The sequence below is a fragment of the Thermoleptolyngbya sp. PKUAC-SCTB121 genome (genome assembly GCF_016919485.1).
Classification (GTDB): Bacteria; Cyanobacteriota; Cyanobacteriia; order Elainellales; family Elainellaceae; genus Thermoleptolyngbya; species Thermoleptolyngbya sichuanensis.
The window spans coordinates 1,754,673-1,767,854 of the sequence record NZ_CP070366.1 but is presented as its reverse complement, the minus strand read 5'-3'; the positions used below and the strand labels follow the sequence as shown (position 1 = coordinate 1,767,854).

Annotated in this window: 13 protein-coding genes; 7 read left to right on the top strand and 6 right to left on the bottom strand. The window is 57.5% G+C overall.

Features of this window, described 5'->3' with window-relative positions:
• The first annotated feature begins 159 nt into the window (after positions 1–159).
• Entirely contained in the window at positions 160–1,047 is an 888-nt protein-coding gene (locus JTM80_RS07445) for a shikimate dehydrogenase (RefSeq protein ID WP_172359133.1), read from the top strand.
• A gap of 83 nt (positions 1,048–1,130) precedes the next feature.
• Here JTM80_RS07445 and accC read toward each other — a convergent pair whose 3' ends face one another.
• The 6 genes from accC to JTM80_RS07415 all read right to left on the bottom strand — a co-directional run bounded on the left by accC (position 1,131) and on the right by JTM80_RS07415 (position 8,076).
• The gene (gene accC / locus JTM80_RS07440) at positions 1,131–2,477 is read right to left on the bottom strand and encodes an acetyl-CoA carboxylase biotin carboxylase subunit (protein WP_205370882.1); all 1,347 of its coding nucleotides are present in this window, start codon (positions 2,475–2,477) and stop codon (positions 1,131–1,133) included.
• A gap of 394 nt (positions 2,478–2,871) precedes the next feature.
• Positions 2,872–3,588: a heme oxygenase (biliverdin-producing) gene (locus JTM80_RS07435; RefSeq protein WP_172358657.1), complete on the bottom strand. Its 717-nt coding sequence runs from the start codon at positions 3,586–3,588 to the stop codon at positions 2,872–2,874.
• 366 nt (positions 3,589–3,954) lie between these two features.
• Positions 3,955–4,389 carry a hypothetical protein gene (locus JTM80_RS07430; RefSeq protein ID WP_172358658.1) on the bottom strand — a complete coding sequence of 145 codons (435 nt, stop codon included), beginning with the start codon at positions 4,387–4,389 and terminating at the stop codon, positions 3,955–3,957.
• A 107-nt stretch (positions 4,390–4,496) separates the two neighbouring features.
• The gene (bchM, locus tag JTM80_RS07425) at positions 4,497–5,180 is read right to left on the bottom strand and encodes a magnesium protoporphyrin IX methyltransferase (RefSeq protein WP_205370881.1); all 684 of its coding nucleotides are present in this window, start codon (positions 5,178–5,180) and stop codon (positions 4,497–4,499) included.
• A 49-nt stretch (positions 5,181–5,229) separates the two neighbouring features.
• Positions 5,230–5,754, bottom strand: coding sequence for a phycobiliprotein lyase (locus tag JTM80_RS07420; RefSeq protein WP_172358660.1), 525 nt, complete (start codon positions 5,752–5,754; stop codon positions 5,230–5,232).
• Positions 5,755–5,964: 210 nt separating this feature from the next.
• Positions 5,965–8,076, bottom strand: a complete 2,112-nt coding sequence (locus JTM80_RS07415; RefSeq protein WP_205371307.1) for a S8 family serine peptidase — start codon at positions 8,074–8,076, stop codon at positions 5,965–5,967.
• Between the two features lie 415 nt (positions 8,077–8,491).
• Here JTM80_RS07415 and JTM80_RS07410 point away from each other — a divergent pair, with 415 nt between their 5' ends.
• From JTM80_RS07410 to JTM80_RS07385, 6 genes are all read left to right on the top strand, one after another.
• Entirely contained in the window at positions 8,492–9,109 is a 618-nt protein-coding gene (locus JTM80_RS07410) for a hypothetical protein (RefSeq protein ID WP_172358661.1), read from the top strand.
• Between the two features lie 146 nt (positions 9,110–9,255).
• Complete coding sequence (locus JTM80_RS07405) at positions 9,256–9,513, top strand: BolA family protein (RefSeq protein ID WP_172358662.1); 258 nt, start codon at positions 9,256–9,258, stop codon at positions 9,511–9,513.
• Positions 9,514–9,680: 167 nt separating this feature from the next.
• Positions 9,681–10,004: a Grx4 family monothiol glutaredoxin gene (gene grxD, locus JTM80_RS07400; protein ID WP_172358663.1), complete on the top strand. Its 324-nt coding sequence runs from the start codon at positions 9,681–9,683 to the stop codon at positions 10,002–10,004.
• A 75-nt stretch (positions 10,005–10,079) separates the two neighbouring features.
• Positions 10,080–10,832: a hypothetical protein gene (locus JTM80_RS07395; RefSeq protein WP_205370880.1), complete on the top strand. Its 753-nt coding sequence runs from the start codon at positions 10,080–10,082 to the stop codon at positions 10,830–10,832.
• Positions 10,833–11,253: 421 nt separating this feature from the next.
• Positions 11,254–12,291, top strand: coding sequence for a DUF5357 family protein (locus JTM80_RS07390; protein WP_172358664.1), 1,038 nt, complete (start codon positions 11,254–11,256; stop codon positions 12,289–12,291).
• 96 nt (positions 12,292–12,387) lie between these two features.
• Complete coding sequence (locus tag JTM80_RS07385) at positions 12,388–13,167, top strand: ABC transporter permease (protein WP_172358665.1); 780 nt, start codon at positions 12,388–12,390, stop codon at positions 13,165–13,167.
• The last annotated feature ends 15 nt before the right edge of the window (positions 13,168–13,182 follow it).

Below are 13,182 nucleotides of genomic sequence, written 5' to 3'. Positions count from 1 at the left end.
AGATGTAATGATTCTGACACACATCCCTGATACAAAGGTTCGATTCCTGACCCCGACCCGCTCCCTCAACCCACTCCCTCAACCTGCTCCCTCAATTTGCACTAATGCATCATTAATGCATCCCATTTGCATCCCATTTGCACCGCTGAAGCACCTATGATGACCGGGATTACTGGCACTACGAAACTTTTGGGCGTGATTGGGCATCCCGTTTCCCACTCGCTCTCGCCTGTGATGCACAACGCCGCGATCGCCCATCTCGGTGTGGATTATGTATACCTGCCGCTGCCCGTTGCGCCGGAAGACCTGCCCCAGGCGATCGCCGGGTTTGCCGCCATCGGTCTGCGCGGCTTCAACGTCACGATTCCCCACAAGCAGGCTGTGATACCGTTTCTGAATCATATTTCAGAGATTGCCCAATCGGTGGGCGCGGTCAACACAATCTGGCGAACAGAAACGGGCTGGGCCGGCACCAATACTGATGTGGAGGGATTTCTGTCGCCGCTGTTGACCCTGCCCCCAGAGCGATCGCCCGACTGGAGCCAGAGTACGGCAGTGATTTTGGGAAACGGCGGCGCGGCGCGGGCCGTCGTCGCTGGCTGTTCCCAACTGGGACTGGCGCAAATCCACGTCGTCGGGCGCGACCTAAACAAGCTCAAAGCCTTTCAGCAAAGCTGGCGAAACTCGCCGATTGCCACGCTCTCGGTGCATCCGTGGGAGGATTTGCCGAATCTCCTCCCTGGGGCAACTCTGCTGGTCAACACCACGCCCATCGGGATGCAACCCCATACTCAGGCTTCGCCGCTGGGTGCAGAGCCAGGGCTGACGATGAAACCAGGGGCGATCGCCTACGACCTGATCTATACCCCCAACCCCACCCGCTTTTTGCAGCAGGCCACTGCCCTCGGCGCAATGCCCATCAGCGGTCTGGAAATGCTGGTGCAGCAGGGAGCCGCTGCCCTGCGTTTGTGGCTGGGGCAGGAGGTTCCGGTCGAGGTCATGCGGCAGGCGTTGATTGAGCGGTTGAGGGGAGGAGGTGGTGTATGAGGTTGGGTGTGAAATTGGGGATGAGGTTTGGTATGAGGTTGGGGATGAGGCTTCCATCCCCCAGGCTTTTGATCAACCCGCGCCTACCGTTGCATGATCTGCTCCACAAAATTGGTGTAAACACGCCCGTCTGCAAAATCCTGCGTTTCCAGAATCCGCTGGTGGAAGCCGATGGTGGTGGGCAGCCCCGTGATGGCGAACTCGCGCAGGGCCCGCTTCATGCGGCGAATAGCCGTGGGGCGATCGCTCCCCCAAACGATCAGCTTGCCGATCAGCGAGTCGTAGTAGGGCGGAATTTCATAGTCCGTGTAGACGTGGGAATCAATGCGAACGCCGTTGCCGCCGGGGGGCAGATAGCCGCTGATGCGTCCGGGGGCAGGGCGAAAGTTCTGATCTGGGTCTTCGGCATTGATCCGGCATTCGATGGCGTGGCCGCGCAACTGCACCTGCTCTTGAGTGAGTCGGAGGCGATCGCCCTGGGCCACGCGAATCTGCTCCGCGATCAAGTCCATGCCAGTAATCATCTCCGTAACGGGATGCTCGACCTGGATGCGCGTGTTCATTTCCATGAAATAGAACTGACCGGAGGCATCCAGCAGAAACTCGATCGTGCCCGCGCCGAGGTAGTTGATCGCCTGGGCCACGCGCACCGCCGCTGACCCCATTTTTTCCCGCAGTTCCGGCGTGAGGGCGGGGCTGGGCGCTTCTTCGAGCAGCTTTTGGTGGCGGCGCTGAATCGAGCAGTCGCGTTCGCCCAAGTGAATCACGTTGCCATAGCCGTCGGCGAGAATCTGAAACTCGATGTGGCGGGGCCGCTCGATAAATTTCTCTAGATACACACCGGGATTGCCAAAGGCTGCTTCGGCCTCGCCCTGGGCCGCCAGAAAAGACTTGACCAAATCCGCTTCGCTGCGAACCAGCCGCATTCCTCGGCCGCCGCCGCCCGCTGTGGCTTTGATGATGACGGGATAGCCAATTTTGCGGGCGATCGCCAGTGCTTCTTTCTCATCGGTCAACAGCCCATCGCTCCCCGGCACAGTGGGCACGCCGATTCGCTGCATCGTTTCCTTGGCCGTAGACTTGTCGCCCATCGCCCGCATCGCAGACGGAGAGGGCCCGATAAAGGCAATTTGGTGATCGGCGCAGATCTCCGCGAAGCGGGCATTTTCTGCCAAAAAACCGTAGCCGGGATGAATCGCGCTGACGTTGCGGGTGAGCGCTGCCGCGATGATATTGGGAATGTTCAAATAGCTCTTGCTGCTGGGCGGCTCGCCAATACACACCGCCTCATCCGCAAGCTGCACATGCAGCGCATTGCGGTCAATAGTAGAATGCACTGCCACAGTGGCAATGCCCATCTCTTCGCAAGTCCGCAAAATGCGGAGGGCAATCTCACCACGGTTGGCAATCAGAATCTTTTCAAAACGCATCTCGTAAGGCCCGGCGCAAGGAATCAACGGCCAGGGATTGACTAGCCAGTGTTTTGAATTTTACGCCGAATCGGGGCCCAGGGTTTAGGGATGCGGTTCAGGGTCGGTTACAGGAATTAGGGTGAGGTCGGGCGATCGCCCTACATCGGCAAAAAACAGCGTAACTCCTGGCTGCACAAGTCCTAGCTGTACAAGTCCTGGCTGTACAAGTCCTGGCTGTGCAAAAACCATGTTGTAAAAAACAATCGGGTCAATCCTTTTGTCCAAAACGCTCGGCTTCAACGCGAACGCTCCAACCCAAAAGACTCACCCGATTTGTCGGAATGCCGCATGAGAACCCCAAATGAGTCCCCAAGTTGCAATCCCTAAATTTGAATCTCTGATCCTCTGATCCCTACTCTGCCGTTGCCAGTTCGGTGCTGCCGCGACGGGTGCGGCGAGTGAGCAGATTAAAGAGCTGAATGCCGATCGCCTTGATCAGGTTGCCTTCTAGCTCTTTGAACATGGACATATTCATGCCAAAGGCAGCGTTGGCTTCGTCCACGATGCGGTCGGCGGTGGCTTCATCCACGGGCAGGCTGTCGAGGCGATCGCGGTACATCACCTTAAACGCCTTCTCGTCGGGAATCTGCTCAAACTCGTAGAAGTTAGTGCCCTGACCCTCCGACAGATTCATCGCGTTCTGAGCAATTTTCTTGAGAATTTGCCCCCCAGAGAGGTCGCCCAGATAGCGGGTGTAGAGATGGGAGATCAGCAGTTCGGGAGACTCGTTCGACACCTCCCGAATGCGAGCCACATAGTCTTGCGCGGCGGTCGAGGGCGCAACCTGATCCCTCCAATTGGAACCGAAGTAATAGGTCAGGTCCTTTTCTAGGCTGGCTTTGCGGTTTAGCTCTGGAAAATAGAGATGAGAGAGCAGCGGATGCTCACGGTGGCGCTGCATTTCTTCTTCCATCGCAGAATAGACAAAATAGAGATTCGCCACCAGCTTGCGATAGGAGGTGGGTTCTACCGTGCCCTTCAGAAAACAGGCGACAAAGCCCGTATTCTCCGCCATAGAGTGAGACTTTTTGGTTCCCTCGCGGAGTTTGGATGCTAAATTGCTGCTCATGCTAAATGTCCTGCTAAATATCCCAACTAAATGCGTCTACTAGCGAAAATCCACTAGCGGTTTAGGTGCCTTTTCCAGCGCATTTTGACAGCTTTCTTAACCAGCTTAATCGACACAACTCGACGCTCCGGGGCAGGAAACCCAGACTTTTGCTCTGGTTTCCCGATCCTTACGCCCGACTTGCGCCCAACATAAACCCAACACGCCAGCGCTGAAGGACTGCATCGGGTAATGGCGTGTTTCCTCTCGAATCGGCACTAAACCGTTGCAAAGAGCACCTAAATTGTTACAGTAGTCTGATTTGATGAGAGTTTTTGTTAAAAATTCTTACGCTCTGTCGGCTGAACCTATAGTCAAGACAGGTAGTCAAGACAGGTCTTGGGGCGGCTCGAACTGACGCAGCGGAAAGCGATAAAACACCCCGCCTTGCTCATCTACTTCAAAGTTGGCCTCAAACTCCTTTGCCCGCTCGTCCAGGTATTGCTTGGCCATGTTGCCCGATATGTTGGCGGCCATGGCAAACTGCATCACACTGAAGCAGCCGTTATAGGCCCGCGCCGTTTCAAAGAAAAGACTGCGGAGGCGATCGCTCTCCTCCTCTCGCCAATCTCGGTGCAACCCCCACAGCAGCCAGCCACCCCCAAGCATCATCGGCACCCCCAGCATCAGCCCACCCAGCACCATGTCTCGTCGTTCTTCAGGGGGTTCGCTTTCATCAAATGGCGCAAGCGCCGCCACCATCAGAAACAGCAGACTCAGGCTGAGCAGCACACCAGAGGCTATTTGACGAAGAAGTTTCATAGGCCGGGTGAATATCGCAAACGATATAGATGAGCAATGCACCCGTAGAATGCCCTGAATCAGCCGCTTAGGAAACCCCGTGGCAAGGCAAAAGCGCTGGCCAGCGCTTAGCGAACGGCCTCCAGCAGCCGCGAAAAATAGAACTGCGTTTTGGTCATGGCGTTGCGCTTCACGATCCAACCCTGGCTTTCCAGCACGGCAACCACATCCGCCTCGCGGTGCAGGTAGGCGCGGGTGGCCTTACTGGGGCCGGGGAAAAAGTCGCCAATTTTCTTGAGCAGACTGTAGGCCAGCGTCTTGGGCGCAAAGCTGAGCATCAGCCGCGACTCTGCTAGGGAACCCAGGTGGGCAATCATGCGCGCTGCGTCTTCCTGAGGATAGTGGATCAGCACGTCCAGGCAAACCACCGTATGATACTTGCCGCTGAGCGACTCCAGATCTTGCACGGCAAAGGTGGGATTGCCCGACAGCCCCAGCGCCTCGGCTCGCTGCTTTGCTTCGCCCACCATCTTTTCAGAAATGTCGCTAGAGAAGACCGTTGCGCCCATCTGCGCCAGAGGAATGCTGAGGCTGCCCACGCCGCAGCCAGCATCGCAGATCGTCAGGGCGCTGGCGTTGTCGTCTTCTCTGATCCAGCCCAGTACGGTATCTACGGTTTGCTGGTGGCCTTTGCGGATATCAAGCTGGACTTTGTTGACCTCACCGTCGCCGTAGATGCGTCGCCAGCGGTCAAATCCGGTCGCGTTGAAATAGTCCCGGACGATGGTTTTGTCGTCGAGTGCGTTGGTCATTCGGGGTTAGGGGTCAGGTTTAGAGATTAAAGACGGGAATTCAGGCAGGCTATTTTGCGCCGCCCATGCGAATTTCGGAGCAGAAGGTGGCCATGCTAAAGCCGCCGAAGCGCTTGAGGATGCTAGTTCGCAGGCGCAGGTTGGGGCTCGCAAACCAGAGGCGCTCTTCGGAATACATGGTTTCGTATTCGGTGATGAGCGTTAGGGAGTTGTCGTCGCCCATGACGTAGCGGCCGGCCACGGGGGCCTTTTCGGCGTATCCCTGTTCGCGCAGCATTTTGCCTTCGTTGGGCTGCTCGGCATCAGCGACAGGCACAATCACGGTGGAGCCTTCATGCTTTTCTTTGTCCCATTCCATCGTGCCGTCCCAGGTGACGCGGGCCCCACACAGCGCCAAGGCCGGGTCGATTTCGTATTGCTGGCACAGCGCAATGACAGCCGGGTCATCCTTGCTCAGCAAGTCGATGACGATGTCGGACTTGCCGCTCTCGGTTTGCTTGAACGCCAGGTGATGGCTAGTGCGCTGAGAGAACCATTTGCCGCTGCTCTGTTCAAAAAATTCGACGATATCCATTGTTGTTTTGTGAGGATGAAAATCTGAGTTCTAGTAAAAACGAAACCTGGGCGGGCAGCGGCTTCACAGAGCGCGATGTCCTGCAACATTCCTTATCTTATAGCGATCGCCCCCCGCAATTTGCACCGTCTCTGGAAATCGCCGAAAGCGACGGCTGTTTAGCAATGTGCCTAAATGTGCCTAAATGTGCCTAAATGTACCTAAATGTGCCTAAAAGCCCAAATTTAACTGCCAGCTCAGCAGCCGCCCAACGTGCTGCGGCGCACAGTCCACCAGCCGCAGTTGCCACACGCCCCGGGCCGAGCGGTTTAGCACTGTCCGCAGGAGTGGCGTGGTTTGCAGTGTGTAGGTGGTTTGCAGGCGGGTGCGGCGGCCGAGGGTGCGGCTTTGCAGCAGAATGGGGTCGCCCTGGGGCGGCAGCAGCATAATTTCTAGGTCGCCCAGATAGCTGTGTTCCACGTCTACCGTGATCCGCAGGTCGCGCAGGGGGCGATCCGCGCGCTCCCCACGGGAATCGCCCTGCACTTGCAAAATGCTGGTTGCGCCGCGGGGGGTGTCGTCGGGGATGGCGACGGGCGTGGTGTTGGAAAGTGACTGCCATTCGCTGGGGGCGATCGCCGCTGACAGCCTACGCCGCGCCGCCTCCACTGCCCGCGCCGCATTTACCTTGCCATAGCCAAACCACTTGGAATGGCCGCTGGCATCATAGGTGCCAAAGCGCAATCCCAGTTGAGGGTCGGGATCGGGGTCCACGATTTTGTCGGCGGTTTCCTGCAAAATCTGCTTCACCTCTCGCGCCGTCAGGTCTGGATTGACCGACAGCACCAGCGCCGCCACCCCCGCCACCACCGGGCAGGCGCTCGACGTGCCGCCAAAGGTGTTGGTAAAGCTGCCCGGATCGTAGCCCGCTGCCCCCAGGCGATCGGTGGTGAACACGCCTACCCCCGGCAGGGCCGCCCGAATTTGTGGGCCCGTGTAGGTATAGCCCGTTTGGGGCAGCCACATCCCTGGGGGTGCGTTGTTGCTGGGGGCTGTCACGGAAATCGCGTCGCCCCAGTTGCTATAGGCGGCTTTTTTGTCGAGGCTGGTGCTAGCTGCCACGGCGATTACGTCGGGATGCACTGCAAATCCGTTGAGCCACTGGGTGTTGCCCCGCAGGACGTTGTTCACCCAGCCCTGCTCGTTGACGGTGCCGCTGATGGGGCGGTTGGCGTTGCCTGCTGCAAAGACGACGACGCAGCCCTTGCCGCCGCGCCCTTGGGTCGCCGCCCGGTTGATCGCCGCCCGCTGCCGCAGCGACAGGGGAAAGTAGGCCGCGCTGGCCCCCCAGCTACAGGAAACCACTGCGGCCCCTTTTTGCAGGGCCCAGTCAAACAGCGACTCGATCGCCTGGTCGTCTAGAAACCCTGTGGTGCGGAGGGGCATCAGGCTGCATCCAGGGGCAACGCCAACGATGCCAAACTGGTTTTCTTCGGCGATCGCCACGCCCGCGCAGGCCGTGCCGTGGTTTTCGTGGGATGCTTCTGGCAGCGGCAGATTGGTTTGCAGCTTAAAGTCTCGCGGCTGCACGATTTTTCCTGGCCCCTGAAAGTCGGGATGGTTCAGATCAAACCCGTCGTCGGTGACAGCCACGACGACGGCCCGACTGCCCCGCGTCACGTCCCAGGCAGGTTCGACGGAAATGTGGGCCGTCGGCGCAATCTGGGAGCTGCCCTGGGTTTGCAGATACCACTGGCGGGGATATTCTGGCTCCTGGGGGCGATAAAGCTGCTGGGCGCGGATGACGATGTTGGGTTCCGCCAGCAGCACATCCGGGCGGCGCATGAGTTGGTTGGCCAGCTTGATCGGGTTTGCCCTGGCTTGCGGGGTTACCTCAAACACGTAGGTCTGGGGAATGCCGACGACGGGCTGGGCGGGCTTGAGGCCCAATTCGAGGGCGATCGCCCCCATAGCTTCCGTCGTCACGCTATTAGCAAACTGCACCGTTAGCTCATCGGTCAGATAGACCCGCGTTTGGGGATTTTGCGCCAGTTGATAGACATGGCTGGCAAAGGCAACGTACCGATGCGCCCTGGCCCGGTCGATCCCGGCATCTGCCTGCCCCGCTGCCGTTTTCACCTCGATCAAGTCCACCCCGGGAACCGGACGCAGGGATTCTACGTCTAGTTGCTGAACCCAGTCCTCCAGGGTGATCTCGGCGGGTGCGTCTGCGGTCGGGCGAAACGTAAAGCGATCGCCCAGCTTTTGCAGGCGCAGTTCCTCGCCGCCCCGCTGCAAAATCATGCCCTCCTGCTCTGCCAACACGCCAGAGGCAGGCGGCATCGCGTCTACCGGATTGCCTTCTGCCTGAAAATCGGCCCCACCCCTCGGCGATAAACCGGAAGACGGGCGATCGGGTGGCACAAATCCAGTCATAGGGGTTTACCTAACTTCAACAACAACGGCAAACTTAAACGGAACTTAAACGGCAGATTTACGGCAGATTTAATTAAGGCAGCGCAAGATAACAGCGAACCTCCAGTACATAGCACAACTGGGTGACTTCGGTGCTTTTTGGTCACGAAGTTTAAGCAAAAATAAATAGACAAAGCATCCGAGTGGTAGTATTTACTCTGTGCATTCGCAGGTGCATTTGGTCAGGCTCACGTCTATTCTCTTCAAACTTCTCAAGTCTACGCAGAGGCCCATGGTATCTTTCAACGCCCTTTGTCCACGCTCTTTGACCTGGCTTTTGGCGATGCCCGCCGCAGTTGCGACTGCGCTCGTTCCAAGCGTCGGTGTCGCCCAAACGCCCAGCCCTGCTGACCCCGATGCGGGCTTGCAGCAGCTTGAGCCGGTTACCCCTGCAAACCCCAGCCTTCCGGCTCCCAATGTTACGCCTAGAAACCCCGATGACCTGCGCCCGCTGGCTCAGGATGGCAGCCTGTTGAGCGTGCGGGCGGGCCAACGGATGATGGAAGAAGCCCGCGCTGCGGTAGCCGTGCAAAACTATGATCTGGCCGTGCGGCGACTGCAAGAAGCCCGTCAGGTCTTTAACCAACTGTCTAACTTCTACCAAGAGCTACATAGCAGCTTTACAGCGATTGATAACCGCATCGCTGACAGCCAGCGCCGCAGCGCTCTGGAAACAGCTCAACTGCGGGATGAAGCCACCTATCAGCTTGCCCTGGTTCACCGCGCCCAAAACAAGCCTGACCTGGCCGTGCCGCTGCTGGTGCAAATCGTTCGTAGCCAAAATCCCACTCGCGATTTGGGGCAGCGGGCCTATCGCCAGCTTTATGAACTGGGCTTTGTTGATTCGCCCTTCCCGCGCAGCCAAGATCCGGCTTCGACCTCCACTGCGCCTCGTCAGTAGGAAGGTGGTTGGAAGGCAGGATCAGCAGTTTCTTGGAGCGGCTCTTGAGGCAGCGTTTGAGACTGCCTATGGGGTCGCTTGGCTTTAGGACGCACAATGCTTTAAGGCAGCACAATGCTTTAGACAGCACAGTAAGGAGCGCGGAGATGATTAGTCCCAGCCAAGTAGAGGCAATGATTAAGGAAGCGATGCCCGACGCGCAGGTGCAGATTCAAGACTTGACGGGCGGTGGCGACCACTATCAAGCGATTGTGGTGTCTTCAGCATTTGAGGGTAAGAGCCTGATTCAGCAGCACCAGTTGGTGTATCGTGCGGTTGGCCCGGCGATGGCATCGGAAGCCATTCACGCTCTCTCGCTGAAGACCTATACGCCCGAATCCTGGGCCGCAGGGCAGGCTTCATAACCCAGCCGAAATGAGCGCGGGGAGGTTCGCAGAGTTGAGCCTCCCCGCTACACTGTTAGCAGGATGGTTAGCTAGCAGGGTGGTTAGCAGGATGCGGAACTTGAGAAAGCCACGCATTTGAACTCTGTATCCTTCCCAACTCTTCAAAACTTTTTCTACACAAGACCATGACTCCAGAACTCAAAGCAAAAATTGACGACCTGATTGCCCAAAACAAGATTCTGGTTTTCATGAAGGGCAATAAGCTGATGCCCCAGTGCGGCTTTTCTAACAACGTTGTGCAAATTTTGAATTCCCTCGGTGTGCCCTACGAAACGGTAGATGTGCTGGAAGACTATGAGATTCGGCAGGGCATCAAGGAATATTCGAGCTGGCCGACGATTCCCCAGGTATATATCAATGGGGAATTTATTGGCGGCTCGGACGTGATGATCGAGCTATACCAGCAGGGCGAACTTCAGCAAAAAGTCGAGGTGGCGCTCGCGTCTTAGGATGGATGCTGCATTGAGCGATCGCCCCTAAGCTTGAGAGTATAGCTCTCAAGAGAAAAATCTCCAGGGAAAAGTATGACCGAGCCAGGGAACTCCCGGTTTTGTGTTCAAGATGTGGTTCACAATGTGAGCGAGGCGATCGCCAGCGCAGTCTCTTCAGCCAGTACCGTCGCTGCTACCGTTGCTGATACCGCAGTCAGCACGGCGGAAGCGGCCGTGAGAACGGTTGTGCCTGATGCCCACAACTGGGTTGAACGGGGTACGGAAACGGTTGGCCGCATTGCCACGCCGATTGCGGAAAATCCGCTGATTAAGGGCGCGACCCAAGTGCCGGGGCTAAAGTGGCTGCTGGCATCCTTGGGGCAGGTTAGCCTGACGGAAGTGCGGACGGATGTTGCCGCCCTCCAGCAGCAGTATCCTGCCGAAACGCCCCGACAGTTGGCGCGACGCATCATCTCCGATACGGCCATGAAAGCAGCGGGCATTGGTTTGGCGACCAACATCGCACCCCCAATTGCGTTGGGTCTTTTAGGCATAGAGATTGCGGCGATCAGCGCCCTCCAGGCAGGTATGATTTACCGAATCGCCGCTGTCTATGGCTTTGAGCTAGAAGATCCGGCGCGGCGGGGCGAGGTGATGACACTGTGGGGCGTGTCGAGCAGCAGTTCTGGCGTGGTGAAGGCGGGAGTCAGCCTGGTGGAAGCCATTCCCTTTGCCGGGCCAGCCGTCAGCATTGGGAGCAATGCCTCACTCCTCTACGGATTGGGATACGCCGCAGTTCGCTTCTACGAGAACAAGCTGGCAAAGGGCGATCGCCCCAACTCTTAACACCCTCTAATTCGCTCTAAGTAGATAGACCAGATTAAAAAACAGATCCTGAACCCTGCGCCGCCCGCTGCGCGGGCGGCGCAGGGTCTTTGGGTTTTATATTTTGGGTTTTATATTTATTGATGTCCACCTACTTAGTTTTTGATCTAGCCCCTGCTCGCCGCTATCAGAGCTAATTTGTAAAGGAGCCTGAAAGCCTTGTTAATCAAGGATTTCCGAGAAACCGCTTTTCCTGGGCAAACATGACCTCAAAGCCACACATGCCAAGAGTTTCAGGCTTCTTAAGATTTGCTTCATAAATTAGCTCTCAGGGCGATCGCTCGACGATGGCCAAACAACTGCAAAAGTGTCTGCTGTGGATGGAAACTCAGTAGCATAGAAGGGCTTGGCACATTGTTTCTCACCCTTTGTTTCTCACCGTTTGTCTCTCACCGTGCCAGAGCTACCGATTTTACCCATTGGCAACGGCCGTTTCTCTGTGAAAGAACTGCTCGACGAACTCTGGAATCAGTTGCGACCGCCCCGGACGTTTTCCTGGCAAACGCTGGTGCTACTGAGCCTGTTTTCCTGGGCGCTGTCTATTCTGGTTGAAACGCTGATTCTCAAGGATTTGCTGTCGCGGTTTGGCTGGCTGTTTCTGACGGTCGGGGTTGGCTGGGCGCTGTCGGGCAACAAGCTGAATATCCTGGGACTGGAAATCCAAACTGGCCCGTGGATCACGGGGGCGCTGGCTTGTGTGGTGCTGTTTGCGGGATGGGTGGGCGATTTGGGGCGCGTGGCGTGGGTCAGTTGGCCAATCTTTTCGGCAATTTCAGCGGCAGTGCCCCACTTTTTTCCCCGGTTTACCTTCAGCATCCCCGACCCCAAGGTGCGGCAAGACCTGATCTTGCGGGCAGTGCTGGCGGGCACCATGAGCTGCTGGATTCAGTTTCATTTTGTGGTGCAGGATTGGCTGCGCGACTATCCGACCCTGTTGTCGGACGATTTTCGGCGGAGTGCCTTTGTGGTGCGGTTGGACGAGGAGCAGCACGACCCCAGCCGCAGCGTACCCCGTGCGGAACTACTGATGAATCTGGTGGAGGGCTATATCAGGGGATCGCTGGAAGGAATTCCCTGGAGCGACACCGAGCGCTGGCTAATTGCGCTGGATCAGCAAATTCCAGAACTGCAAAGGCAGGTCTTTGCATGGGCAAACCCATCCGCAACCAGGGGATTGCCGGAGGATGCGCTCTGGCGATTTAGCGCGGTGGTGCCTCCGGGCGAGCCGGAATATACCCTGCGGCTGCGGATGCTCTGGACGGGCCCGACCAGCACCAATTTTCCCTATGTCTATGAAAAGGCTTGCCTGATTTCTCAGGTTACGCCGCCGCTAGGTGCAGGCGAAGTGGTAGCGGGTGCGCCGCTGACGCGGGTGGAATGCAATCCCTTTCGGCGCATTTCGCTGGCGCAACCGCCGTAAAATCGGAATGCGGCGCGAACTGCCGGTGGGGTTGATGGGTGATACGCTTGCAGACGACAGGCGAGTGGGCTTGGGACGTAAGGGAGTAAGGAGACGGTGAATCTCGGTCGCGTGTGGGTGATTGCCGTGAATGTGTTTCGTGAGGTGATTCGCGATCGCATTCTGTATTTGCTGGGCGTGTTTGCGATCGCGCTGGTGTCGATCGCCGCGCTGCTGCCCGAAGTGGCGGCGGGCACGGAGCTAAAGATTTTGCTAGACGTGGGGCTGGCGGCTATCGGTCTGACAGGGCTGGTGATTGCCATTTTCGTCGGCACGGGCCTGGTGAACAAAGAAATCGAGAAGCGCACGGTTTATGTGCTGATTGCCAAACCCGTTAGCAAGGCAGAATTCATTCTGGGCAAGCATTTGGGTCTATCAGCCGTGCTGGCTGTGCTGGTGACCGCCATGACGCTGATTTTCGTGGCAGTGGTGAGCTTTTATCGAGCGCCCTTTCCGCTGGCGAGCATCTTGATTGCGGCGCTGTTCCAGTTTTTGGAACTCTCGCTGATGGTGGCGGTGGCGATTTTGTTTGGCGTGTTCACCAGTTCCCTGCTGGCGATCGCCCTTACGGTGGGCATTTACCTCATGGGTCACTTTAGCCGTGATCTGGTCAGCCTGGGCAATCTCAGCCAGAATCCGGTGATGGAGCGGATAACGCAGGGACTCTACCTGCTGCTACCTGACCTGGCTCGGCTCAATTTGAAAAACCAGGCAGTGTATGGCTTGGCGGCTCTGCCTCCTGCATCAGAACTGTGGGCCAACGCAGCCTACGGGGTGCTGTATACGGCGCTGCTGCTGGCGATCGCCACGGTCATCTTTTCTCGCCGCCAGTTTTAACCGCGTCCCGCGATC